Origin of the sequence: Mycobacterium kyorinense (genome assembly GCF_002101735.1) — a bacterium.
GTDB lineage: Bacteria > Actinomycetota > Actinomycetes > Mycobacteriales > Mycobacteriaceae > Mycobacterium > Mycobacterium kyorinense.
In genome coordinates this window covers 17,247-41,592 of record NZ_LQPE01000159.1, presented here as the reverse complement: position 1 = coordinate 41,592, position 24,346 = coordinate 17,247, and the positions used below count along the sequence as shown (strand labels likewise).

Below are 24,346 nucleotides of genomic sequence, written 5' to 3'. Positions count from 1 at the left end.
CCGGACGATAGCCGACGATGAGCACTGCGAAAAAGCTTGCGGCCTGGCAGCTGCGCGAGCGGTTCGCCGCCGGATTGTCGGCGATGTACGGCCGCGAGGTGCCGGCCTACCCGACGTTGGTGCAGGTCAGCACCGAGGTCAACCGTGACTACGTGCAGGCGCATCCGGATGCCTCACGCCTAGGATCGTTCGACCGGGTCACCGCCGAGCGGCACGGCGCGATCCGGGTCGGCTCCCCGGCCGAGTTGACCGCCGTCGCCGACCTGTTCGGCGCGTTCGGCATGGTCCCGGTCGGCTACTACGACCTGCGTGAGGCGGTGTCGCCGGTTCCGGTAGTATCCACCGCCTTCCGGCCGATACACGCAGATGAGTTGGCCCGCAATCCATTTCGAGTGTTCACGTCGATGCTGGCCCTGCACGATGCCCGGTTCTTCGACGCCGGCCTGCGATCGCGGGTGCAGGCGTTCCTGGCGCGACGGCAGCTGTTCGACCCGGCGCTGCTCGCTCGCGCCCGGGTGATCGCCGCCGAAGGCGGCTGCCCCGCAGACGAGGCCGACGAGTTCGTCGGGCAGGCGGTGGCGGCGTTCGCGCTGTCACGCGAGCCCATCGACAAGTCGTGGTACGACGAGTTGTCCCGGGTGTCTGCGGTGGCCGCCGACATCGCCGGGGTGGGCTCCACCCACATCAACCACCTCACCCCGCGGGTGCTCGACATCGACGAGCTGTACCAGCGGATGACGGCGCGCGGCATCGCGATGATCGACGCGATCCAGGGACCGCCGCGCACCGACGGGCCGCCGGTGTTGTTGCGCCAGACGTCGTTTCGCGCGCTGGCCGAGCCGCGGCGGTTCCGCTGCGACGACGGCTCTGTTGTCGAGGGCACCGTGCGGGTGCGCTTCGGCGAGGTCGAGGCCCGCGGCGTGGCGCTGACACCGAAAGGCCGCGAACGGTACGACGCCGCAATGGGCACCGCCGACCCGGCAGCGGTTTGGGGGCGGTACTTCCCGTCGACCGACGAGGAGATGGCTGCCCAGGGACTTGCCTACTATCGCGGCGGCGACCCGGCCAAACCCATTGTCTACGAAGACTTCCTGCCAGCATCGGCGGCCGGCATCTTCCGGTCCAACCTGGACCGCGACGCGTCGACCTGCGCCGCCTCAGACGACTCCGGCTACAGCATGGACTGGATGGCCGGCGCGATCGACCGGCATATCCACGACCCATACGACCTCTACGACGCCGAGGAGACGGCTGCATGAGCTTGCCCACCGCTGACGAACTACGCGCACGCGTGCGCCGCGCGCTGGACGCGATCGGCGTTCAGGTCACGCTCGGCGAGCCGGGCGGGCACGGCCTGCCGGCCGGTACGCCGATCACCGGCGACGTGCTGTTCACCGTGGACTCGGTCGACGACGCCGACGGCGCGATCAGCGCTGCGGCGCAGGCATTTTCGACGTGGCGGGCCACCCCGGCGCCGGTGCGCGGCGCCCTGGTGGCCCGGCTCGGCGAGCTGCTCGCCGCGCACAAGGAGGAGCTGGCCACGCTGGTCACCGTCGAGGTCGGCAAGATCACCGCCGAGGCGCTGGGCGAGGTGCAGGAGATGATCGACGTCTGCCAGTTCGCCGTCGGGCTTTCCCGTCAGCTCTACGGGCGCACCATCGCCTCTGAGCGGCCGGGGCACCGGCTCATGGAAACCTGGCATCCGCTGGGTGTGGTCGGCGTGATCACCGCCTTCAACTTTCCGGTCGCGGTGTGGGCCTGGAACACCGCGGTGGCGCTGGTGTGCGGCGACACCGTGGTGTGGAAGCCCTCGGAGTTGACGCCGTTGACGGCGCTGGCCTGCCAGGCGCTGATCGAGCGGGCGGCCGGCGACGTCGGGGCGCCGCGCGGGGTCAGCGGTCTGGTGCTCGGTGACCGCGAGGCCGGCGAGCGGCTGGTCGACGACGAGCGGGTCGCGCTGGTGTCGGCGACCGGCTCGGTCCGGATGGGCCGCGAGGTCGGGCCGCGGGTCGCGTCGCGGTTCGGCCGCGCGCTGCTGGAGCTGGGCGGCAACAACGCGGCGATCGTGACGCCGTCGGCCGACCTGGATTTGGCGTTGCGGGCCATCGTGTTTGCCGCCGCTGGCACCGCCGGGCAGCGCTGCACCACGCTGCGCCGGCTGATCGTGCACCGCTCGGTGGCCGACGAGGTGGTCGCGCGTGTCGCCGCGGCCTACCGGCAGCTGCCCATCGGTGACCCGTGCGCGCACAGCACACTGGTCGGCCCGCTGATCCACGAGACCGCCTACCGCGACATGGTGGGGGCGTTGGAGCAGGCCCGCGCCGACGGAGGGCAGGTGATCGGCGGCGAGCGCCACCACCTCGGCCCGGAAAACGCCTACTACGTCGCGCCGGCGCTGGCGCGGATGCCGGCGCAAACGGCGATCGTGGCCACCGAGACCTTCGCGCCGATTCTCTACGCGGTGACCTACGACGACCTGGACGAGGCGATAGCGTTGAACAACGGAGTGCCGCAAGGGCTTTCATCGGCGATCTTCACCACAGACCTCCGCGAGGCCAACCGCTTCATCGACGGCTCGGACTGCGGCATCGCCAACGTCAACATCGGCACCTCGGGCGCGGAGATCGGCGGCGCGTTCGGCGGGGAGAAGCACACCGGCGGCGGCCGGGAGTCCGGGTCGGACGCGTGGAAGGGCTACATGCGTCGCGCCACGAACACCGTCAACTACTCCGACCAGCTGCCGCTGGCGCAGGGCGTGACATTCACTTAGCGTCGCGGCCCTGCCGACTGCGGCCGTAGGCGCCGCGCCGCAACTCGGTCAACCAACCCGGCGCCAGCCCGGCGTCCGCAGGGCTGTGGATGGTGGGATCGACGACCAGGTCGCGGGCCTCGTCGCCGGTCAGCAGGCGGTTGAGCGTCAGCTGTCCGAGCATCTCGAAACTCCTTGTGCCCCTGGCCTGTTCGACCGCGAACATCAGGCCTCCGTCGTCGACCTGGGTGCGGACACTGTCCAGCGACACCCCGCCGTCGGCGATCTCGGTGATCAGCCGGGCCCGGATCCACCAGTAGCTCTGCCGGTAGCGAAGCGGCATCAGGCTCGACAGCGTCACCCCCGACCACGAGGTCACCGGCCGCAACCCCATACGGGTGAGCAGACCGGCACCGGTGGACGCCAACAGCACATCCCAGCCCGTCGGCGGATAGGACGAGGCGGGCATCTTCCAGGCCAGGCCGACGATGTCGGGCAGCGCGCCCGGAGTCCCCAGCCCCTTGGAGACCCGCCCGACCACCTCGCACGAGGTGATCGGCAACCCCTGCTCCGGCGGTGCCCACCGCTCGATCCAGCCGCTGGCCAACACCCCGTCCGGGTGAAACACCCGGCGGCCGCGAAGGGCCGCCGCCCACCGGAACGGCGTGGTGACCAGGTCGGAGAACGCGATGGTCATCAGGCCGGCACCGAATCGGTTTCGCGGTCCCAGGCGCGATGCTTGGCCAGCGCGGCCGCGAACGCCTCGAAGAAGTCGTCGGACAGGTCGTCCGCGGCAGCTGTTGTCGTCACGACGCCGTGGGAGTCAACAACTTTCGTGCTGTCGGCGGTCTGCTCGGCTATCCCGGCCTTCGGCAGCAGCTTGACGCCGGCGCCGAATGCGCCCACCGGCTTGTAGTGCTTGTACGCCTCGGTCACGAAATGCATGGCGTAGCCGTCGCCGGCCAGTGTCTCCATGGCGTCCGGTCCGCAGGGCACCACCACCGCGTCGTAGAGCACCGAAGCCATGCTGGTGATCGACCGGTCCACCGCGATCTCACCGCCCGATCCGCCCGACAGCGTCCCACCGCCGATCGGCGCGAGCACCTCGGCGATGGCGCCCCGTTTGCGCATCGCCTCCACGAACCGCTCGGTGCCCGCCACGTCGACGCCGTCGGCGGCCAGCACGGCGATCTTGCGGCTCTCGATGCTGTCGGTGGCGGTGTTGAGTTGCGAAAGCGCCGGCGAGGCAGGCATTTTGTCGTCGACGGGCTGTTCGTCGGGCACCGGCAGGCCGAGTTGGCCCGCGACCTGCGCGGCCAGGTCGTGGTCGACCAGGTTCAGCTGCTCGACCACCCGCGACCGGATCTCGACGGTTTCCACGTGGCCGAGTTCGAACGCGTAGGCGGCCACGATGTGTTTGGCCTCGACCGGCGACATGCTCTTCCAGAACATCCGGGCCTGGCTGTAGTGGTCCTCAAAACTCTTGGCGCGCTGGCGGATCTTCTGCCCATCGACCTTCTGGGTGTAGTGCCGGAACACACCCTCGTCCGCCAGCGCCGGGCAGCCACCGCCGAGCGAGTTCTTGAAGTAGCTCGATTTCCCTTTGGGAATGGCGATCTGCCCATACCCGTCGTGCTGGTTGGTGCGCACCTCGGCCACCGGCCGGTTGACCGGCAACTGGGCGAAATTCGGGCCGCCCAGGCGGATCAGCTGGGTGTCCAGGTAGGAGAAATTGCGGAACTGCAGCAGCGGATCGTTGGTGAAGTCGATGCCGGGCACCACGTTGGCGGTGTGGAAGGCCACCTGCTCGGTTTCGGCGAAGAAGTTGTCCGGGTTGCGGTTGAGCACCATCTTGCCCACCGGGCGCACCGGAACCTGTTCTTCCGGAATGATTTTCGTGGCGTCGAGCAAATCGAAGTCGAAGTTGAACTCGTCGCTTTCGGGCACCAGTTGCACACCCAACTCCCACTCGGGGTACTGGCCGGCCTCGATGGAATCCCACAGGTCGCGGCGGTTGAAGTCGGGGTCCTTGCCGGCGACCTTCTGGCATTCGTCCCAGACCAGCGAGTGCACACCGAGGCGCGGCTTCCAGTGGAATTTCACAAACGTGCCTTCGCCTTTGGCGTTGACCAGTCGGAAGGTGTGCACGCCGAAGCCCTGCATCATCCGGTAGCTGCGCGGCAACGACCGGTCCGACATCAGCCACATGATGGTGTGCAGCGTTTCCGGCTGCAGCGACACGAAGTCCCACAGCGTGTCGTGCGCGGACTGGGCTTGCGGAATCTCGTTGTCCGGCTCGGGTTTGACGGCGTGCACGAAGTCGGGGAACTTGATCCCGTCCTGGATGAAGAACACCGGAAAGTTGTTGCCGACGAGGTCGTAGTTGCCCTGGTCGGTGTAGAACTTGGTGGCGAAACCCCGTACATCACGCACCGTGTCGGCAGAGCCGCGGGAGCCCGCGACGGTCGAAAACCGCACGAACACCGGCGTCTGCTTACCGGGTGTCGTCAGGAATTTCGCGACGGTGTAGTCGGCAAGCGAGTCGTCGTACGGCTCGAAATACCCGTAGGCGCCGGCGCCGCGGGCGTGCACCACGCGTTCCGGGATGCGCTCGTGGTCGAAGTGGGTGATCTTTTCCCGGGCGTGGAAATCCTCCAACAGGGTGGGCCCGCGTTCCCCGACGGTCAACGCGTCGTCGGTGTGGTCCACCCGAACGCCTTGCTGTGTCGTCAAGTAGCCGGTGTCCCGCTCGACGCGGTACCCCTCGAGCTGCTGCTGTTTTGGATTCGCGTTCTTGTCAGCCATTGCGTCCCTTCCCGGATAGGAATTCCAGCCCTGAGTACCCAAGTGGGCCTTCGGCAAACGGCGCACACGCACCTGCCGCGGGCCGGTTTGCTGAGTCGCAAGCCAGCGAATTCGTTGTGGAAGTACCATCGAGCGCATGCGAACGCCTAGGCGCCGGTTATCTCCCGACGATCGGCGATCAGAGTTGCTGGCGCTCGGTGCGGAGGTTTTCGGGCAACGACCCTACGACGAGGTCCGCATCGACGAGATCGCCGAACGCGCCGGGGTGTCGCGCGCGCTGATGTACCACTACTTCCCCGACAAGCGGGCGTTCTTCGCCGCGGTGGTCAAGGCGCAGGCCGATCAGCTGTTCGAGACCAGCCATAACTTGCCGTCGCCGGGCCAGTCGCTGTTCGAGGAGGTGCGGACCGGCGTGCTGGCGTACATGCAGTATCACCAGGAGCATCCGCACGCCGCGTGGGCCGCCTATGTCGGGCTCGGTCGCTCCGACCCTGTGCTGCTCGGCATCGACGACGAGGCCAAGGATCGCCAGATGGAGCACATCATGCGGCGCATCCTCGAGGTGGAGGGGCCGGAGAACAAGCTCGAGCCCGACGTCGAGCGGGATTTGCGGGTCATGGTCCACGGCTGGTTGGCGCTCACCTTCGAGGTGTGCCGGCAACGGATCATCCACCCGTCGACCGACGCCGGCCAACTCGCCGACGCCTGCGCACGCGCTGCTCGACGCGGTCGCCCGGGTGCCCGGGATCCCCGAGCAACTCGCCAAAGCGGTCGCCCCCGACCAGCGCTGACCGCCCGCCCGGGTTTGCCAGTTGATGCCACGCTAATTTAACAAACGTTCAACAGCTTCGACGTAGCATCGGAATATGGCAGGGCGCAGGCGACGGTTGTCCCCGGATGACCGGCGCTCGGAGTTGCTGGCGCTGGGGTCGCAGGCCTTCGGCGAGCGGCCCTACGACGACGTCCGCATCGACGAGATCGCCGAACGGGCCGGGGTGTCCCGCGCGCTGATGTACCACTACTTCCCCGACAAACGCGCCTTCTTCGCCGCCGTCGTCAAGCACGAGGCCGAGCAGCTCTACGCCGCGACCGAGAATCCGCCCGACCCGGGAGGCACACTGTTCGAGCGGGTGCGCGCCGGCGTGCTGGCGTATGTGGCCTACCACCAGAACCACCCGCACGCGGCCTGGGCGGTGTATGTGCGCGCCGGCCGCTACGACCCCGTCCTGGTCGAAATCGACGACGAGGCCAAAAACCGCCAGATGCAGCGCATCATGGGTGCGGCCAGCGCGTTGGTGCCGGGCGGAATGAGCAACGGTTTCGCCCCGGCGGTCGAGCGTGACCTGCGCGCGGCGGTGTTCAGCTGGCTGTCGTTCACGTTCGAGATGTGCCGGCAGCGCATCATGGACCCGTCGATCGACGCGAACTACCTCGGCGACACCTGCGCGCATGCGTTGCTGGATGCGATCGGCCGGGTGCCCGACATTCCCGCCGAGCTGGCCGCGGCGGTCGCGCCCGATCGCCGATGATGTCGGTGCCCGTTGGCACCATGGCCAGATGAGCTCCGCCCCGCCTGACCCACTGGCACGGTTCAGCGCCGTCACCCGCGACTGGTTCGCCGGCACCTTCGCGGCGCCGACGCCCGCGCAGGCCGAGGCCTGGGCGGCCATCGCCGACGGCCGCCACACCTTGGTCATCGCGCCGACGGGGTCGGGCAAGACGCTGGCCGCGTTCCTGTGGGCGATCGATGACCTGGCCGGGTCCGCCGACCGCGAGCCGGGCACCCGGGTGCTGTACGTGTCACCGCTGAAGGCGCTGGCCGTCGACGTCGAGCGCAACTTGCGCGGCCCGCTGGCCGGAATGACCCGGGTAGCCGAGCGGCGCGGGCTGCCCGTCCCGCAGATCAGCGTCGGATTGCGATCGGGCGACACCCCGCCCGCGCGCCGTCGTCAGCTCATCAGCACGCCGCCCGACGTGCTGATCACCACCCCCGAGTCCCTGTTTTTGATGCTGACGTCGGCGGCGCGGCAGACCTTGGCCGGCGTGCAGACCGTCATCGTCGACGAGGTGCACGCCATTGCCGGCACCAAGCGCGGCGCTCACCTGGCGCTGTCGCTGGAGCGGCTCGACTCGCTGACCGAGCGGCCGGCCCAGCGGATCGGGCTGTCGGCCACCGTGCGCCCGCCCGAGGAGGTCGCCCGGTTCCTGGGCGGCGCGGCCCCGGTGACCATCGTGTCTCCGCCGGCGGCCAAGACGTTCGAGCTGTCCGTGCAGGTTCCGGTCCCGGATATGACCAACCTGGCCGAGCGCACCATCTGGCCCGACGTGGAGGCGCGGCTTGTCGACCTGATCGAGGCGCACAACTCGACCATCGTGTTCGCCAACTCGCGGCGCCTGGCGGAGCGACTTACCGCGCGGCTCAACGAGATTCACGCCGAGCGCTGCGGTGTCGAACTGGACGGCGCGGGCAACCCGCAGGTGGCCGGCGGCGCGCCCGCGCAGCTGTTGGGCAGCGGCCAGAGCTACGGCGCGCCAGCGGTTTTGGCGCGCGCTCACCACGGCTCGGTGAGCAAGGAGCAGCGCGCCGCCGTCGAGGAGGACCTGAAAAGCGGGCGGCTCAAAGCCGTGGTCGCGACGTCCAGCCTGGAGCTGGGCATCGACATGGGCGCGGTCGACCTGGTGATCCAGGTGGAGGCGCCGCCGTCGGTGGCCAGCGGCCTGCAGCGCATCGGCCGGGCCGGTCACCAGGTCGGCGAGATCTCGCGCGGCGTGGTGTTTCCCAAGCACCGCACCGATTTGATCGGCTGCGCGGTCACCGTGCAGCGCATGCTCGACGGCCAGATCGAGACCATGCGGGTGCCCACCAACCCGCTGGACATCCTCGCCCAGCACACGGTGGCGGCCGCAGCGCTGGAACCTGTTGACGCCGATCGGTGGTTCGACACCGTGCGGCGCAGCGCGCCGTTCGCGACGCTGCCGCGCAGCGCGTTCGAGGCGGTGCTGGACCTGCTGGCCGGCAAGTACCCGTCCACCGAGTTCGCCGAGCTGCGGCCGCGGCTGGTCTACGACCGCGACTCCGGGACGTTGACGGCGCGGCCGGGCGCGCAGCGGCTGGCGGTCACCTCCGGCGGCTCGATTCCCGACCGCGGGCTGTTCACCGTCTGGCTCGCCACCGAAAAGCCTTCGCGCGTCGGGGAACTCGACGAGGAGATGGTCTACGAGTCGCGGCCCGGCGACGTCATCTCGTTGGGGGCCACCAGCTGGCGGATCACCGAGATCACCCACGACCGGGTGCTGGTGATCCCGGCGCCGGGCCAGCCGGCCCGCCTTCCGTTCTGGCGCGGCGACGACGTCGGGCGGCCCGCCGAGCTGGGCGCCGCGCTCGGCGCGTTCACCGGCGAGCTGGCCGGATTGAGCCAGGGCGAGTTCGAAAAGCGTTGCGCCGAATTGGGTTTCAACGACTACGCAACCGAGAATCTGCGCCGGCTGCTGGAGGATCAGCGGGCCGCCACCGCCGTCGTGCCCACCGACACCACCCTGGTGGTCGAGCGGTTCCGCGACGAGCTGGGCGACTGGCGGGTGATCCTGCACTCGCCGTACGGGCTGCGAGTACACGGCCCGCTTGCGCTGGCGGTGAGCCGCCGGCTGGCGGAGCGCTACGGCATCGACGAGAAACCGACCGCCTCCGACGACGGCATCGTGGTGCGGCTGCCCGACACCGACGCCGCCGAGCCGCCGGGCGCGGAGCTTTTCGTGTTCGACGCCGACGAGATCGACCCGCTCGTCACCGCTGAAGTGGGCGGTTCGGCGCTGTTCGCGTCACGGTTCCGGGAATGCGCGGCGCGCGCTTTGCTGTTGCCGCGCCGCCATCCGGGCAAACGCTCGCCGCTGTGGCATCAACGCCAGCGGGCGGCGCAATTGCTGGACGTGGCACGCAAATATCCCGACTTCCCGATCGTGCTGGAGACCATCCGCGAATGCCTGCAGGACGTCTACGACGTGCCGATGCTGGCCGAGCTGATGGCACGGATCACTCAGCGCCGGGTGCGGGTGCTGGAGGCCGAGACCGCGACGCCGTCGCCGTTTGCGGCTTCGCTGCTGTTCGGCTACGTCGGGGCGTTCATGTACGAGGGCGACAGCCCGCTGGCCGAACGCCGCGCGGCGGCCCTGTCGTTGGATGCCACGCTGCTGGCGGAGCTGCTGGGCCGGGTCGAGCTGCGCGAGCTGCTCGACCCGCAGGTCGTGGCCGCCACCGCCCGGCAGTTGCAGCACCTGTCGGGCGACCGGGTGGCCCGCGACGCCGAGGCGGTCGCCGACCTGCTGCGGCTGCTGGGTCCGCTGACCGAGGAGGAGGTGGCCGCCCGGGCCGGCGGCGCCGACGTCGGCGGCTGGTTGGAGGGGCTGCTCGCCGCCAAACGCGCGCTGACGGTGTCGTTCGCCGGGCAGACCTGGTGGGTGGCCGTCGAGGACATCGGCCGGCTGCGCGACGGCGTCGGGGTCGCGGTTCCGGTCGGGGTGCCCACGAGCTTCACCGAGGCGGTCGCCGACCCGCTGGGCGAGTTGCTCGGCCGGTACGCGCGCACGCACGGACCGTTCACCACCGCCGAGGCCGCCGCCCGGTTCGGTCTGGGTCTGCGAGTGGCGGGCGACGTGCTGGGCCGGCTGGCCGCCGACGGGCGGCTGGTCCGCGGCGAATTCACCGCTGATGACCAGTGGTGCGACGTCGAGGTGCTGCGGATATTGCGGCGACGCTCGCTGGCGGCGTTGCGCGCGCAGGTGGAGCCGGTCAGCACCGCGGCCTACGCGCGGTTCCTGCCGGCCTGGCAGCACGTCGGCTCGTCGGACAATGCGGGCATCGACGCGCTGGCCGCGGTGATCGATCAGCTCGCCGGTGTGCCGCTGCCGGCGTCGGCGATCGAGCGGCTGGTGCTGGCGCCGCGGGTGCGCGACTACTCGCCGGCGATGCTCGACGAGCTGCTGGCGTCCGGGGAGGTGATCTGGTCGGGCGCCGGGTCCATCTCGGGGTCGGACGGCTGGATCGCGTTCCACTCCGCCGACTCGGCGCCGTTGACGTTGGCCGGCGGGGCCGAGATCGAGTTCACCGCCGCCCACCGCGCAATCCTGGACACCTTGACCGGTGGCGGCGCGTTCTTCTTCCGCCAACTCGCCACCGACATCCCCGACAGCGAGCTCAAAACGGCGCTGTGGGAACTGATTTGGGCCGGCTGGGTCACCGGCGACACGTTCGCGCCGGTGCGCGCGGTGCTCGGCGGCGGCCCCGGCGCCCGCAAGCGGTCCACCCCGGCGCATCGGCATCGCCGCGCGCCGCGGTTGAGCCGCTACAGCGTCGCGCATGCGGCGACCCGCGCCACCGACGCGACGGTGGCCGGCCGCTGGTCGGCGCTGCCGGCTCCCGAGCCGGATTCCACACTGCGCGCGCACTACCAGGCCGAGCTACTGCTGGGCCGCCACGGCGTGCTGACCCGGGGCGCGGTCGCCGCCGAGGCCGTTCCCGGCGGGTTCGCCACGCTCTACAAGGTGCTGACGGCGTTCGAGGACGCCGGCCGCTGCCAGCGGGGCTACTTCGTGGAGTCGCTCGGCGGCGCGCAATTCGCCGTCGCCTCGACCGTCGACCGGCTGCGCAGCTACCTGGACGGCGTCGACCCGGAGCGGCCCGCCTACCAGGCCGTCGCGCTGGCGGCCGCCGACCCGGCCAACCCGTACGGCGCGGCGCTGCCTTGGCCGCCCACCGACGGCGCGGCGCGGCCCGGCCGCAAGGCCGGGGCGCTGGTCGTGCTGGTCGACGGGGCCCTGGCCTGGTTTGTGGAGCGCGGCGGTCGGACGCTGCTGAGCTTCACCGACGACCCCGAGGCCGGCAACGCCGCGGCCGCGGCGCTGGCCGATCTGGTCGGCGCCGGACGCATCGAGTCGATTCTGGTCGAACGGGTCAACGGGGTCCCGGTGCTGCAGCTGCAGGATTCGCCGGTACACGCGGCGCTCACCGCCGCCGGGTTTGCCCGCACTCCCCGCGGGTTGCGGCTGCGGTAATGCCCGAAGGTGACACCGTCTGGCACACCGCCGCCGTGCTGCGCGACGCGCTGGCCGGAAAGACGCTGACCCGCTGCGACATCCGGGTGCCGCGGTATGCGACCGTCGACCTGACCGGGCGGCTGGTCGACGAGGTGCTCAGCCGGGGCAAGCATCTGTTCATCCGCGCCGGGCCGGCCAGCATCCACTCGCATCTGAAGATGGACGGCAGCTGGCGCGTCGGTCGCCATCGGGTCGATCATCGGGTGCGAATCATCTTGGAAGCGGGCGATATTCGGGCCGTGGGCATCGACCTCGGGGTGCTGGAGATCCTCGATCGTGAACACGACCAGGACGTGGTGGCACATCTGGGCCCCGACCTGTTGGGCGCCGATTGGGATCCGGCGGTCGCGGCGGCCAATCTGATGGCCGAGCCGCAGCGGCCGCTTGCCGAGACGCTGCTGGACCAGCGGGTGATGGCCGGCATTGGCAACGTCTACTGCAACGAGCTGTGTTTCGTCGCCGGCCTTCGGCCCACCTCCCCGGTCAGCGCCGTCGCCAACCCGGATCGGCTGGTGGCCCGGGCGCGGGACATGTTGTGGGCCAATCGCTCCCGGTGGGCGCGCTGCACAACCGGCGACACCCGTCCCGGGCGCCAGCTCTGGGTGTACGGGCGGCAAGGGATGGCCTGCCGTCGCTGCGGCACCCCGATCGCCTACGACCACACCGGGGACCGGGTTGCCTACTGGTGTCCAGCCTGCCAACGCTGAATGACCAAGTCGCCCACCCGGTCCGGGCATGCGATGATCCACTCGTGCGTTCGCCACGCCTCGCGCGATCACACCTGTCCGGGCTTGTCGTTGTTGCGCTGATCGGCCTCGGGGGTCTGGCGGCCCCGACCGCGCATGCCGACGCCGTCGACGTCAACTTCCTGTCGGCGCTGAAGTCCAAGGGCATCAACTTCGCGTCACCGCAAGCCGCGATCATCGCCGGTCACGAGGTGTGCGATGAGCTTGATCTCGGCAGGCAGAAAAGCGATGTCGCGTCCGATGTGATGAGCAACAGCAATCTCGACGGCTACCATGCCGGGTTTTTCGTCGGCGCCAGCGTGGGTGCGTTCTGCCCGCGGCATGCGGGGTAGCGCCGGATCGGTTACCCCGCCGAGGGCGGCCGATGGATCACCGTGCCCTTGAGCTCCAAGCCGTATTCGAGATCGTCGTACTTCTGCTGCTTGCGTTTGCGCCAGCCGCTGCCCGCCGACACCGGCGGCGGCATGATCGGCGGCAGCATGGGCAACCCGGATTCGCCTGCGGGAAGCGGTGTCACGGCTGACGCAAGTTGCACGGGCGCTTGGGTGGCCGGCAACAGCCCCACCACGGCGGGCGGCGCGGTCAGCTTGCCCATCGATACCCCGACACCGATCGCCGCGGTGGGCTCCGCCGAGAGTCCGGCGCCGCCCAGTGCACCCAGCGACGGCACCAGGGCGGCCTCGCCCTCCGACAGGCCCTGGCCGATTTCGCTGCCCATGCCCTGCAGCGCCTGCGCCGACGTGTTCTGCGCCAGATAGCTGAGCAGGTTGATCGGGAATCCGGACGAGACGAATTGGTTGGCATAGGTGTTCGCCAGCCCGAACCAGCCGCTGTTCGGGTCGAAGTCGGTTGCCGACGCCAATGGCGAAGCCGCCGCGGTGACCGAGGGCGGCGCTGCGAATTGTGGCAACGCGGTGGCTTGCGCCGAGGCCGCCTGATAGCGACTGATCGCCGCCGAGTTGTTCGCCCACATCGCCTGGTACTGGTCTTCAGTTTCGGCGATCGCCGAAAGATTGGTGCCGAACTTGTTGGTGGCCAACAACTCTGCCAGCCGCGTCCTGTTGGCACTGACCGCTGCGGTGGGAACCACCGCCGCGCGAACGGAGTGGTATGCCGTCGCCGCGGCCTGCGCCGAAGAGGCCAATTGCCGGCATTGCTGCGCTGTGGCGCGAAGCCAGCCCAGGTACGGTTCGACAGCGCCGACCATCGCCGTCGAGGACGGACCCTGCCACGCCGAGGTCAGGGACGACACTGCGGCAGCGTAGTTTTCGGCGGACTCTTCCAGGTGGGCACCGAGGTGTTGCCAGGCAGCGGAAGCCCCGACGAGTGATTGCGCACCTGGCCCGGAGTGGATCAGCGCAGAGGTGACTTCCGGCGGCGCCGTCATGAACTCCATGACGCAAAACCTCAGCTACCGCGGAAAAGCTTTCGGAACATTGCGTTGACGGGAGTGAAAAGAACCCTGGAACTTTGCGCACCGGGGCGAGACGGTTACGAGACGGCGCTGACCGCCGTCGACAATCGCGACTTGAACTCGTCGGGGATCGGGATGTATCCCTTGTCCGCCAGATCGCTCTGGCCGGGGCCGAGCGCGCTTTGCAGGAACGCCTTCACCGCCGTACCGGTCCCCGAATCCGAGTACTTTGAGCAGACGATCTCGTAGGTCGCTTGCACGACGGGATACGAGCCGGGCTGGTTTGGCCGGTAGAACGAGATCGTGTCAAGGGCCAGGTCGTTGCCCTCCTTGATGAACCAGGCTGCTGAGATCGTCTTGCCTACCGACTCCGGGCCGATCGCTACCGGCTCCGGGCCGGCCGACGTGACAACCTTGGCCACGTTGAGGTGTTGGGTCTGGGCGACCGACCATTCGATGTACGTGATCGAGCCTTCGGTGCCTTTGACGGCCGCGGCGGCGCCGTCGCTGCCCACAGCGCCCTCGCCCACACCGCCGTTGAACTTCTTTCCGGCCCCGTTACCCCAGGTGCCGTTGGAAGCGGTGTCGAGGTACCTCTGGAAGTTGTCCGTGGTGCCGGACTCGTCGCTGCGGAACACCACCCGGATGGGCTCTGCCGGCAACGCGACCCCTAAATTCAGCATCTGGATCGCTGCGTCGTTCCAGGCCGTGATCTGACCGTTGAAGATCTGGGCCGCCGTCGGACCGTCGAGGTTCACCGAAGTCAGGCCGTTGACGTTGTAGGCGATCGCGATGGGGCCGAACACCATCGGCAGGTTCCACGCCGGCGAGCCGCACCGCTGCTGCGCCTTGGCGTACTCCGCTTTGCTCAGCGGCGAGTCGGAGCCGCCGAAATCCGTTCGGCCACCGAGGAATTCGGTGATCCCTGCGCCGGATCCGTTGGCCGTGTAGGTCAACGACTGCCCCGGACAGGATCTTTCGAAAGCCGCGACAAACGTTGCCATGGCGTTTTCCTGGGCGGTGGACCCGCTGGCCGTCAGAGTCGGCTTGCCGCCGCAACCCGCTTTTCCCTGCACCGCGTGGTGGTCAGCGCCGCATGCCGACACCATCGCCGCACCGGTGGCCAACACGCACATCGCGGCACCAAATCGATTGGCCATCATCAGCGATGGTATTGACACCGCCCGTCGCTGGGCATCGCCGTACTCAAGGTTCAGCTACTGTTCGCTACCCGGCTACGGCCGCGTAGGCGACGGCAACTTCGGCCGCCAACGCGGCGTTGTCGGCGATCAGCTGCTGGTTGACCTCGACGCTGCGTCCCCCGGTCAGTTCTTCCACCAGCGCCAAGACGGCCGGTGTCACCGCCTGACCGGTCACCCCGGCCTGCGCGACGCGGCCGACCGCCTCGGCCAGCACCGGCTCGATGTCCAGTTCGGGCTGCGGCGGTCGCCCCAGCAGCAGCCCGGAGGCGCCCGCCAGCCGCCAGTGAAGGGCGGCGATTCGCGCGGCGTCGGCGGCACCGTCGACGCGTGCGGCCACGGGCGGGCCGCCCTCGCCGCGGTAGAAAACGGGAAGAGTGTCGGTTCGCCATCCCAGCACCGGCACGCTGAGCGTCTCGAGCAGCTCGGCCGTCGCGGGTACGTCCAGGATGGCCTTGGCGCCCGAGCACACCACCATCGCCGGCGTGCGGGCCAGTTCCACCAGATCGCTGGAGATATCCAGGCTTTCGGCGAAGCCGCGGTGGACGCCGCCGATCCCCCCGGTACCCATGAACCGGATACCGAGGACACGGCAGACGGCCAGGGTGCCGCCGACCGTGGTGACGCCCAGCAGGCGCTGGGCCACACACGCCGCAATGTCGCGGGCACCCGCCTTGCGCGCCGCAGTCCCCGCCTCGGCGAAGCGCGCAAGCTCCGCGGCATCGAGCCCGGCCCGGACCAGGCCGTCCGCAACGCCGACGGTGCACGGCACGGCCCCGGCGGCGCGCACGCGCCGCTCGGCCTGCTGCGCGGCCACAAGGCCGCGGCCCTGCGAGAAACCGTGGGAGACCAGCGTGGTTTCCAGCGCCACGACCGGGCGGCCCGACGACAGCGCCTCTGCCACCTCGTCGGCCACCCGCAGCACGCCCGCTGTGTCGGCAGCCGGTGTCATGGTGTCCATTTTGCGGGAATAGAAAGTGCGCGGTGGCAGTTGCAGACCAGCGTGTTAACTCTGCAGAACCGGGTCAGCATCGTGGGCACCTTGCGCACCGTTGCGCAGGCCATGACGCACGGCGTCACGCGCATGCCGGTACGCCACGGCGCCGACCGGACGGATCCAGCAGCTACGCGGAGTTCTGCACCGCTGCGAATCCTGCCGCGAGGCCTCGAGCGCTGCTGACGAAGCGACGGTGCGTACCCGTGATCGGGTCGTCGAATTCGAGCGTGTACGCCAGCAGCGCTAACGACTGGCCGAAATCGTCGGGTCCGACGTCAATCACCTTGGGATACAACGGATCTCCGTCGATCGGCAATCCCACCGAGGCCATGTGTACCCGCAGTTGATGAGTGCGTCCGGTTTACGGTGTCAACCGGTATAGCCCGTCACCCAGTAACCGTGGACCGCGTCACCGCTGCCCTTAGGACCACCTGACTACGACTCGCTGTGGCTGATCGTCCGGCCGGCGTTCCCAGTTTCATGGCTGGAACGCTACCGAGGCTCTTGTCGCACTCGGCATGATGCGATGTATGAGTGAGACACCTGAACCATCGATCCCTTCCACTCTCGTCGCAGCGCCGCCATCGGTCGGGGCGCCGCCACATCCGGACAGGCTTTACCGGATCGCGGCATGGGTTGTGATAGTCGCGGGGATTCTCGTGACCGTCGCAACCACCGTCTTTTCCGTCTTCGCAATCTGGTGTCTCAACGCCGGCAGGACCCCGCCTTGGTTCCGGGAAGGTGGCCACCGACAAAACCGGCAGGGCGGAGGGTAGTTATTCGCCATTCCCGGACTGCCCGGCGCCGCGTCAGCTGACGGCGCTTGATCATGGCTACCGGATGGGGCCGCGGGAAGCATTCGGCGAGCGCGCCGCACGTCATTTTGATGACGGTCAGTTTGCTGGCGCGGCGTTCTGAGATCACCATGGACAAAACGAGCCGACGCGGGTTTCTTCAGATTCATTTCAACTTCGCTGGCTACCGTCGCAGGTCGAGACGAATAGGCAGCGGGATGACCCGATGATGTTAAGCACGAAAGCGAGACCGGCAAGAGCGGCCCGGCACGCTTGCAACACACGTAGCCATCGGGATCACTGTGCGTGCAGGCCTCAACCGGAGCCAAAGGTCTCACAAACAATGCTCGACATCGAAGGAGAAACCGGTGATCACCTTATTGTGGTCGCGTGGGCTAGACGGCCACCCGGTGGCGTTGTGAACGGCCATGTCGACCGTCGCTGAGGTTCCCGCGCGGCGAGCGGCCCATGCGCTGGACTTGCTGAGCTTCTCGTTGGCCGATGTTCGTGACGGTTTAGGTCCGTACCTTTCGATCTATCTTCTGCTGACCCATCATTGGGACCAGGCCTCGATCGGGTTCGTGATGGCGGTCGGCGGCGTCGCGGCGATCGTGGCGCAGACCCCGATCGGTGCGTGGGTCGACGGGACGACCGCGAAGCGGGCGCTAGTAATCGGTGGTGCTGTGTTGGTGAGCGCCGGCGCATTGGCGATGCCGCTGTTTCCCGGCTTGTATTCGATCTCGTTGCTGCAAGCGCTAACCGGAATCGCCGGCTCGGTTTTCGCTCCGGCGTTGGCCGCGATCACGCTGGGTGTTGTGGGGCCGAGATTCTTCTCCGAACGTGTTGGGCGCAATGAGTCGTTCCGGCATGCTGGAACGGCCACGGCCGCTGCCGCTGCAGGCGGGCTGGCCTACTTCTTTGGGCCGGTGGTGGTGTTTTGGGTGCTGGCTGCCATGGCGGTGATCAGCGTGGTGGCAACACTGCGGATTTCGGCCGAGGCGATCGACCACGACGTAGCACGCGGCATGGATCACGCGCCTGCAGAGGCCCACCGGCAGCCGTCCCGATTCGCGGTGCTGCTGCACAACCGGAGATTGTTGATTTTCGCCGTTGTGGTCGTGGCGTTCCATTTCGCTAACGCCGCCATGTTGCCGCTGGTTGGCCAAGAACTGGGATTGCACAACAAGGATGTCGGCACCGCGCTGATGTCGGCGTGCATCTTCGCCGCGCAGGTCGTCATGGTGCCGGTGGCCTACATCGCCGGGGCGAAGGCCGACGCGTGGGGACGAAAGCCCATTTTTCTGGTTGGTTTCGCGGTCCTGACCGTTCGCGGGTTCCTCTACACGTTGTCGGACAACTCCTACTGGTTGGTGGGCGTGCAGCTGCTCGACGGTGTGGGAGCTGGCATCTTCGGGGTGTTGTTCCCCCTAATCGTCCAAGACGTCACACATGGAACCGGCCGGTTCAATGTCAGCCTGGCAGCGATCACCAGCGCGTGGGGTGTGGGCGCGTCACTGTCGAACTTCGCCGCTGGCTGGATCGTGGTCACCGCCGGCTACCACGCGGCGTTCATGTCACTGGGCGCCATCGCCGCCGCCGGCTTTGCGCTCTACCTCATCGCTATGCCCGAAACCGCTGGCACCGCCGGGCCGCTCGACGAGGTCGTTATTGTCACCGCGGCACATGCCGTCGACCCCGCCCTGTCAGCGCACTCGCCGAACACCCTCGACGCCAGGAACAATGCACCGGCTGATGCCCAACGCTTGGGCGACGACATCGCTCGGCTACACCAAGCATCTGCCGAAAAGCCCGACAGCACAGGCCCTCTCGGCTGCCGAGACTGATTGTCGCCGACCCTCGATCCGGCCACTCGGCCGTCGTCAGAGATTGCCCTAAGAATAGTTTCATCCACCAGAGGCTTGCATGAAAGATATGGAACGATATATCTTTCAGTATCGGAAGCAAGCAACGGCCTTCCCTATCTGAAAGCGAGAGACGACCATGAACGAACCACAAACGCCCAGCCGCCGACCCGGGCGAGCCAAGAAAGACGAGGCGGAAGAACAGATCACCGACACAGTCACAGGCGGCGCGCCCGCCGATGGCGGTGACCATGCTCCGGTCGAGCTCGAAGCTGGTCTCGAGCACCGGCGTGCGCGGCAAAACGGACCGCACCGTGAAGACCTCGACCTTTACCAGAGCGATCGCCCGATCGAGTGGGACTACGACGAGGAGTCCGAGCTGGAACCGGATTACGATGAGGAATCCGAATTCGAACCCGACTACGACGAAGACTCCGATTTCGGCCCCGGTGAAGGCCCCCATTCCCGACCCGGCCACGGTCCCCACCCCAGGCTTGCCCCCGGCCCCAAGCATGGCCCCGGTCATCATCCCGGACCTCCCCACGAGGATGGTCCCGGCCCAAAGAAAGCCCCCGCCAAGAAGGCACCGGGCAAGAAAGCACCCGGCAAGAAAGCCGGGCCGAAAAAACACCCTGGTCACCCACCGCCACCTCCGCATGAACATGGGCCAGGGCACCCGCCGCCGCCGCCGCCACCCCCGCACGAGCACCGTCCCGGCCACGGTCCAGGCGAGCCTGTGCCCGAATCGGATTTTGGCTAGGGCCCGGGACTGGTTTTGGTTTCGGGCCCGGCCCCGGCTTTGGTTTCGGTTTCGGCCCGGGCGCCCGCGGCCGACGGCGCGGGGCCGGCCGCCGGCGTCGCGTCCGCCCCGGTGATGTCCGAGCCGCCATCTTGACCCTGCTCGCCGAGGGTCCCATGCATGGCTACGAAATGATTCAGGAGATCGCCGAACGCAGCCAGGATGTGTGGCGGCCCAGCCCCGGCTCGGTGTATCCGACGCTGCAGCTGCTCGACGACGAGGGCTTGATCGTCAGCTCTGAAAGTGAGGGAAGCACGAAGCTTTTCGAGCTGACCGACCAAGGACGCGCAGCCGCTGAAAAGATCAATACCCCGCCCTGGAAGCAATTCGACGAGCACGTCGACACAAGTCAGGCCGACCTGCGGACGGCGTTGGCTTCGTTGTGCGGCGCGGTGGCGCAATCCGCATATGCGACCACCGCTGAAGTAGAACAGCGCATCGTGGCCATCCTCAAGAACGCCCGCCGCGAGATCTACAGCTTGCTCGCCGGATCCGAGTAGCTTCGCACCGGTTCTTGAGGTGTTGGCCGGCGCCTGAAGAAAGCTCGATGAGAGTGCATGTCACAAGCACGACACTCCGCCTACCGCGTCGAAGATCCAGATGGCCAGTCTGCATCGGCTTGCCACGCGGCAATTATTCTGCAAGGCGCAGGCTGACGAGGTCGGAGAGGAGCACCGATGAAGACGTTCACCGATGACGAGATGAACGAACTGGTGCCCACTGCGAATTCTTATAGCCTCGTCTTCCTCAAGCCGGGGCCGAACTGCGCTGACGACATCGCGCCTGCGCTCATGTGGGAGCATGGTCGGCGCAACCTTGGGCTGCGCGATGCCGGGATGCTGGCCGCGGCGTTCACGGTGCTCGACGGTTCGGAGGTCTGGGCCGTCCGGGCGTTCACCGGCACTGTCGATGACACCATTGCGCTCATGAACGACGACCCCGGTGTTGCGGCCGGCGTGTTCAGCTTCGAGGTGCACCCGTGTCGCGGCTTCGCCGAAGACCCCTAGCCTTGATCGGCCGGTCAACCGCGGATCAACAGGATTCGAGCCCGACGCCGAACGGGAACGCACGGCGCTCTTATTGTTCCCGATTCGCCAAAACCGGATCGATCCGCCTAACCCTAACCGAGAGTAGCCGTACCGGTCGGAATCGAACGCCAGCTGATTCTTGCTGAGCCGCCGACACGAAGCGAGTCAGGGACCAAACAGCGCCACGAACGGCCCGGCCCAACACCAGCGCGGCGATCACCGCCATGCCCAGCACCCACGGCCACAACGGAGCCCGCACCGGCGTCGTTATGTCGCCGAAGTTCTTATCGTTGGCGCTGGTTCGCCCGGCGTACGGATGTGACGCATCGTTGCGGGGATATCGACGACTTTGCGTACTTAACCAGTTGGCGCCTGCCACAACAGCGGCCAGCAATAACAGAACAATCACCATCGGTCTCCTTAAGTCTGCGAGCGCGGGTGGCGACGACTCCCCCGGATTCCTCAGGCTGATCTCAGAAACGCGGCGCTGATAATGGACCGTGACCGGTCGCGTCAACGCTGACCGCCGCGGCAGCGGTTCAGCCAAGCCCATCGGCCGGAGACGTTCGCGTCGGCACACCGCGCGTGCTGGTGGTGGAAGCGCGGCGACCATTCGCGAGCCACCGTCGGCGTCGACGACTTCCTGGCGAGCATCCTGCCTCAATTGAGCGGCACCGGCTCGAGTATCTCGGCGCGAGCCTCCGGGGCGGCGGCCCGCAGCGCGTCGGCGGACGCGTCGTCGGGCTGGGCCTGCGAGAGTATCTCCGCCTCCACCCGCGCCGTGTAGGTCTCGACCTCGCGGTCGATGTCGGCGGACGTCCAGCCCAGAATCGGTGCGACGACCTCGGCCACCTCGCGGGCGCAGTCGACGCCCCGATGCGGGTACTCGATGGAAATCCGCATTCGGCGGGCCAGGATGTCCTCTAGATGCAGCGCACCTTCCGCGGCGGCGGCGTAGGCGGCCTCGACCCGCAGGTAGACCGGCGCGGCAGCGATCGGGTTCAGCAGGTCCGGACGACCGTCCGCCATCGTCAGCACCTCGCCGATCAGCGAGCCGTAGCGGTCCAGCAGGTGACGCACCCGGTAGGGATGCAGGCCGTGCAGCTCGCCGACATGTTCGGCCTGGTTGACCAGCGCGAAGTAGCCGTCGGCGCCCAGCAGCCGCACCTTCTCGGTGATCGACGGCGCCACCCGGGCCGGAACATATTGCGCCGCAGCGTCAATCGCGTCGGCCGCCATCACCCGGTAGGTGGTGTACTTGCCGCCGGCGATCGCGACCAAGCCGGGAGCGGGCACCGCCACCGCGTGTTCGCGGGACAGCTTCGAGGTGTCGTCGCTCTCCCCGGCCAGCAACGGCCGCAGCCCGGCATACACGCCGTCGATGTCGGCGTGGGTCAACGGGGTGGTCAGCACGGTATTGACGGTGCCCAGGATGTAGTCGATGTCGGCCTTGGTGGCCGCCGGGTGGGCCAGGTCGAGGTTCCAGTCGGTGTCGGTAGTGCCGATGATCCAGTGGCTGCCCCACGGGATCACGAACATCACCGACTTCTCGGTGCGCAGGATGATCGCGACGTCGCTGACGATGCGGTCGCGGGGCACGACGATGTGCACGCCCTTGGAGGCGCGGACCTGAAATCGGCCGCGCTGCTTGGACAATGCCTGAATCTCGTCGGTCCACACCCCGGTCGCGTTGACCACCACATGACCACGCACGTCGGTGACCGCGCCGTCCTCGGAGTCACGCACCCGTACGCCGGTCACCCGGTCGCCGTCGCGCAGCAACGCGATCACCTGAGTCGACGAACGCACCACCGCGCCGTAGTGCGCGGCGGTGCGCGCCACCGTCATGGTGTGGCGGGCGTCGTCGACCACGGTGTCGTAGTAGCGGATTCCGCCGATCAGCGAGCTGCGCTTGAGCCCCGGGCACAGTCTTAAAGCGCCCGCGCGGGTCAAATGCTTTTGTGCCGGAACAGATTTCGCGCCGCCCAGCTGGTCGTAGAGGAAGATGCCGGCGGCCACGTAGGGGCGCTCCCACCACCGCTTGGTCAGCGGATACAAAAACGGCAGCGGCTTGACCAGATGCGGCGCCAGCGTCGTCAACGACAGCTCCCGCTCGTAGAGGGCCTCGCGGACCAGACCGAACTCCAGCTGCTCGAGATAGCGCAGCCCGCCGTGGAACATCTTCGACGAGCGGCTCGAGGTGCCCGAGGCGTAGTCGCGGGCCTCGACCATCGCGACCTTCAGGCCGCGGGTGGCGGCATCCAGCGCGCAGCCGGAGCCCACCACGCCGCCGCCGATGACCACCACGTCGAACTGCTCGGCGCCGAGTCGTTCCCAGGCGGAGGTGCGTTGCTGGGGCCCCAGCGATGAAGCCGGCCAGAACTGATCGCTCACGGCGCAGGACTCCTGTTACTCGTCGGTAGCACTGGCCTAAGGCTACCGGCAGCTAGTCCAGATCGTCGTGCGCCATCAACCGCCGGGCCGCCTCGGTGATCGAACCCGACAGCGACGGGTAGACCACCAGCGTGCGCGCCAACTGGTTGACGGTGATGCGGTTCTGCACCGCGACGGCGATCGGCAGGATCAGCTCCGAGGCGATGGGCGCCACCACCACGCCGCCGATCACCACGCCGGTGGCCTGCCGGCAGAACAGTTTGACGAAACCGTGCCGCAGCTCGGACATCTTGGCGCGGGCGTTGGTCCGCAGCGGCAGCATGATCGTGCGGGCCAGCACCGAGCCGTTGTCGATGGCCGACTGCGGGACCCCGACCGCGGCGATCTCCGGCCGGGTGAACACCGCCGCGGCGACCGTGCGCAGCCGGATCGGTGTGACGGCCTCGCCCAGCGCGTGCCACATCGCGATCCGGCCCTGCATCGCGGCGACCGACGCCAGCGGCAGCAAACCCGTGCAGTCGCCGGCGGCGTAGATGCCGGGCACCGACGTGCGGGACACCCGGTCGACGGTCAGGTAGTTGCCGCGGCCCAGCTCGATGCCCACCCGCTCCAGGCCCAGGCCGGCGGTGTTGGGCGTCGACCCGATCGTCATCAGCGCGTGGCTGCCCTCGACGGTGCGGCCGTCGGTCATCGTGACCAGCACTCCGCCGTCGGTGCGGGTGACGGAGTCGGCGCGGGCGTTCTTGACCAGCTTGACGCCGCGCTCGGCGAACGACTCCTCGAGCACCAGCGCGGCGTCGGCGTCCTCGTAGGGCAGCACCCGGTCGCGGCTGGCCACAACCGTCACCTCGACACCGAGTTCGGTGTAGGCGTTGACGAACTCGGCGCCGGTCACCCCCGAGCCGACCACGATGAGGTGGTCGGGCAGCGAGTCCAGGTCGTAGAGCTGGCGCCAGGTCAGGATGCGCTCGTCGTCGGGCTGCGCCGACGGCAGGATCCGCGGGCTGGCGCCGGTGGCGATCAGCACCACGTCGGCGTCGAGCTCGGTGGTGCTGCCGTCGTCGGCGGTCACCTTGATGCAGTGCCGGGCCAGGCCGGGGGTGGTGTCGACCAGCTCGCCTTTGCCGGCGATCACCTCGACACCCATCGACAGCAGTTGTGCGGTGATGTCGGCGGACTGCTCGGCGGCCAGCGTCTTGACCCGCTGGTGGATTTCGGGCAGCGAGATCTTGGCGTCGTCGATGTCGATGTCGAAGCCGAGGCGGGCGGCGCGGCGCAGCTCGGTGCGCAGCCCGGTCGAGGCGATGAACGTCTTGGACGGCACGCAGTCGGCCAGCACGGCCGCGCCGCCGATGCCGTCGGAGTCGACGACGGTGACCTGAGCGTCGCGCGCGGCGGCGACCAGCGCCGCCTCGTAGCCGGCCGGTCCTCCCCCGATGATCACGATGCGGGTCGCCACGATCCCTAAC

18 protein-coding genes and 3 pseudogenes are annotated in these 24,346 nt (G+C 68.4%); 12 read left to right on the top strand and 9 right to left on the bottom strand.

The annotated features are described in order from the left end of the window. Positions 1–17: 17 nt before the first annotated feature. Together hglS and amaB are read left to right on the top strand one after the other, a co-directional pair. Positions 18–1,259 (top strand): 2-oxoadipate dioxygenase/decarboxylase, encoded by a 1,242-nt coding sequence (gene hglS / locus AWC14_RS22470; protein ID WP_057003324.1) that lies wholly within the window; start codon positions 18–20, stop codon positions 1,257–1,259. Continuing rightward, complete coding sequence (amaB, locus tag AWC14_RS22465; protein ID WP_057003325.1) at positions 1,256–2,770, top strand: L-piperidine-6-carboxylate dehydrogenase; 1,515 nt, start codon at positions 1,256–1,258, stop codon at positions 2,768–2,770. Before hglS ends, amaB begins: the two co-directional genes overlap by 4 nt. Here amaB and AWC14_RS22460 read toward each other — a convergent pair. Both AWC14_RS22460 and AWC14_RS22455 read right to left on the bottom strand, forming a co-directional pair. Further along, the gene (locus tag AWC14_RS22460; RefSeq protein WP_045381292.1) at positions 2,763–3,446 is read right to left on the bottom strand and encodes a hypothetical protein; all 684 of its coding nucleotides are present in this window, start codon (positions 3,444–3,446) and stop codon (positions 2,763–2,765) included. The genes amaB and AWC14_RS22460 overlap by 8 nt on opposite strands. Further along, positions 3,446–5,554, bottom strand: a complete 2,109-nt coding sequence (locus AWC14_RS22455; RefSeq protein WP_045381290.1) for a catalase — start codon at positions 5,552–5,554, stop codon at positions 3,446–3,448. The genes AWC14_RS22460 and AWC14_RS22455 overlap by 1 nt, the downstream gene beginning before the upstream one ends. 136 nt (positions 5,555–5,690) lie before the next feature. Between AWC14_RS22455 and AWC14_RS22450 the strand changes: the two are divergent. The 5 genes and pseudogenes from AWC14_RS22450 (at position 5,691) to AWC14_RS22430 (ending at position 12,722) form a co-directional block, all read left to right on the top strand. Beyond that, positions 5,691–6,345: pseudogene (locus AWC14_RS22450) on the top strand (TetR/AcrR family transcriptional regulator). A 75-nt stretch (positions 6,346–6,420) separates the two neighbouring features. After that, positions 6,421–7,083 carry a TetR/AcrR family transcriptional regulator gene (locus AWC14_RS22445; RefSeq protein ID WP_045381284.1) on the top strand — a complete coding sequence of 221 codons (663 nt, stop codon included), beginning with the start codon at positions 6,421–6,423 and terminating at the stop codon, positions 7,081–7,083. 28 nt (positions 7,084–7,111) lie between these two features. Beyond that, complete coding sequence (locus tag AWC14_RS22440; RefSeq protein ID WP_045381486.1) at positions 7,112–11,602, top strand: ATP-dependent helicase; 4,491 nt, start codon at positions 7,112–7,114, stop codon at positions 11,600–11,602. After that, positions 11,602–12,351 (top strand): endonuclease VIII Nei2, encoded by a 750-nt coding sequence (gene nei2 / locus AWC14_RS22435; RefSeq protein WP_045381281.1) that lies wholly within the window; start codon positions 11,602–11,604, stop codon positions 12,349–12,351. Before AWC14_RS22440 ends, nei2 begins: the two co-directional genes overlap by 1 nt. Positions 12,352–12,395: 44 nt before the next feature. Continuing rightward, a complete protein-coding gene (locus AWC14_RS22430) occupies positions 12,396–12,722 on the top strand; it encodes a DUF732 domain-containing protein (protein WP_045381278.1) in 327 nt (108 codons plus the stop codon). 11 nt (positions 12,723–12,733) lie between these two features. On the opposite strand, the gene AWC14_RS22425 is transcribed toward AWC14_RS22430, so the two are convergent. The 4 genes and pseudogenes from AWC14_RS22425 to AWC14_RS22410 form a co-directional block, all read right to left on the bottom strand. Then, positions 12,734–13,786 (bottom strand): PPE family protein, encoded by a 1,053-nt coding sequence (locus tag AWC14_RS22425; RefSeq protein WP_045381276.1) that lies wholly within the window; start codon positions 13,784–13,786, stop codon positions 12,734–12,736. A 95-nt stretch (positions 13,787–13,881) separates the two neighbouring features. Beyond that, entirely contained in the window at positions 13,882–14,967 is a 1,086-nt protein-coding gene (pstS, locus tag AWC14_RS22420; protein WP_045381273.1) for a phosphate ABC transporter substrate-binding protein PstS, read from the bottom strand. 64 nt (positions 14,968–15,031) lie between these two features. Continuing rightward, complete coding sequence (locus tag AWC14_RS22415; RefSeq protein ID WP_052425631.1) at positions 15,032–15,955, bottom strand: pseudouridine-5'-phosphate glycosidase; 924 nt, start codon at positions 15,953–15,955, stop codon at positions 15,032–15,034. A 172-nt stretch (positions 15,956–16,127) separates the two neighbouring features. Further along, positions 16,128–16,394, bottom strand: a pseudogene (locus tag AWC14_RS22410) (pseudouridine synthase); the annotation flags it as partial. 347 nt (positions 16,395–16,741) lie between these two features. Between AWC14_RS22410 and AWC14_RS29275 the strand changes: the two are divergent. The 5 genes and pseudogenes from AWC14_RS29275 (at position 16,742) to AWC14_RS22390 (ending at position 20,462) form a co-directional block, all read left to right on the top strand. After that, on the top strand, positions 16,742–16,918 hold the full coding sequence (locus tag AWC14_RS29275) for a hypothetical protein (RefSeq protein ID WP_211282311.1): 177 nt from the start codon (positions 16,742–16,744) through the stop codon (positions 16,916–16,918). A 304-nt stretch (positions 16,919–17,222) separates the two neighbouring features. Then, a pseudogene (locus tag AWC14_RS22405) lies at positions 17,223–18,446 on the top strand (MFS transporter); the annotation flags it as partial. Between the two features lie 349 nt (positions 18,447–18,795). Beyond that, a complete protein-coding gene (locus AWC14_RS22400; protein ID WP_045381268.1) occupies positions 18,796–19,416 on the top strand; it encodes a hypothetical protein in 621 nt (206 codons plus the stop codon). Beyond that, complete coding sequence (locus AWC14_RS22395) at positions 19,401–19,955, top strand: PadR family transcriptional regulator (RefSeq protein ID WP_045381266.1); 555 nt, start codon at positions 19,401–19,403, stop codon at positions 19,953–19,955. The genes AWC14_RS22400 and AWC14_RS22395 overlap by 16 nt, the downstream gene beginning before the upstream one ends. Before the next feature lie 177 nt (positions 19,956–20,132). After that, positions 20,133–20,462: a hypothetical protein gene (locus AWC14_RS22390; RefSeq protein ID WP_045381264.1), complete on the top strand. Its 330-nt coding sequence runs from the start codon at positions 20,133–20,135 to the stop codon at positions 20,460–20,462. A 70-nt stretch (positions 20,463–20,532) separates the two neighbouring features. Here the strand turns inward: AWC14_RS22390 and AWC14_RS28405 are convergent, their stop codons facing one another. The 3 genes from AWC14_RS28405 to AWC14_RS22380 all read right to left on the bottom strand — a co-directional run bounded on the left by AWC14_RS28405 (position 20,533) and on the right by AWC14_RS22380 (position 24,336). After that, entirely contained in the window at positions 20,533–20,895 is a 363-nt protein-coding gene (locus AWC14_RS28405; RefSeq protein WP_142281797.1) for a hypothetical protein, read from the bottom strand. A 248-nt stretch (positions 20,896–21,143) separates the two neighbouring features. Then, the gene (locus AWC14_RS22385) at positions 21,144–22,877 is read right to left on the bottom strand and encodes a glycerol-3-phosphate dehydrogenase/oxidase (protein WP_057003544.1); all 1,734 of its coding nucleotides are present in this window, start codon (positions 22,875–22,877) and stop codon (positions 21,144–21,146) included. 52 nt (positions 22,878–22,929) lie between these two features. After that, on the bottom strand, positions 22,930–24,336 hold the full coding sequence (locus AWC14_RS22380; protein WP_045381260.1) for an NAD(P)H-quinone dehydrogenase: 1,407 nt from the start codon (positions 24,334–24,336) through the stop codon (positions 22,930–22,932). Positions 24,337–24,346: the final 10 nt, after the last annotated feature.

Bases quoted from the DNA above. Each gene is read 5' to 3' on its own strand.
- hglS (WP_057003324.1), top strand. From the start codon at position 18: ATGAGCACTGCGAAAAAGCTTGCGGCCTGGCAGCTGCGCGAGCGGTTC.
- amaB (WP_057003325.1), top strand. From the start codon at position 1,256: ATGAGCTTGCCCACCGCTGACGAACTACGCGCACGCGTGCGCCGCGCG.
- AWC14_RS22460 (WP_045381292.1), bottom strand. From the start codon at position 3,446: ATGACCATCGCGTTCTCCGACCTGGTCACCACGCCGTTCCGGTGGGCG.
- AWC14_RS22455 (WP_045381290.1), bottom strand. From the start codon at position 5,554: ATGGCTGACAAGAACGCGAATCCAAAACAGCAGCAGCTCGAGGGGTAC.
- AWC14_RS22445 (WP_045381284.1), top strand. From the start codon at position 6,421: ATGGCAGGGCGCAGGCGACGGTTGTCCCCGGATGACCGGCGCTCGGAG.
- AWC14_RS22440 (WP_045381486.1), top strand. From the start codon at position 7,112: ATGAGCTCCGCCCCGCCTGACCCACTGGCACGGTTCAGCGCCGTCACC.
- nei2 (WP_045381281.1), top strand. From the start codon at position 11,602: ATGCCCGAAGGTGACACCGTCTGGCACACCGCCGCCGTGCTGCGCGAC.
- AWC14_RS22425 (WP_045381276.1), bottom strand. From the start codon at position 13,786: ATGGAGTTCATGACGGCGCCGCCGGAAGTCACCTCTGCGCTGATCCAC.
- pstS (WP_045381273.1), bottom strand. From the start codon at position 14,967: ATGATGGCCAATCGATTTGGTGCCGCGATGTGCGTGTTGGCCACCGGT.
- AWC14_RS22415 (WP_052425631.1), bottom strand. From the start codon at position 15,955: ATGACACCGGCTGCCGACACAGCGGGCGTGCTGCGGGTGGCCGACGAG.
- AWC14_RS22400 (WP_045381268.1), top strand. From the start codon at position 18,796: ATGAACGAACCACAAACGCCCAGCCGCCGACCCGGGCGAGCCAAGAAA.
- AWC14_RS22390 (WP_045381264.1), top strand. From the start codon at position 20,133: ATGAAGACGTTCACCGATGACGAGATGAACGAACTGGTGCCCACTGCG.
- AWC14_RS28405 (WP_142281797.1), bottom strand. From the start codon at position 20,895: ATGGTGATTGTTCTGTTATTGCTGGCCGCTGTTGTGGCAGGCGCCAAC.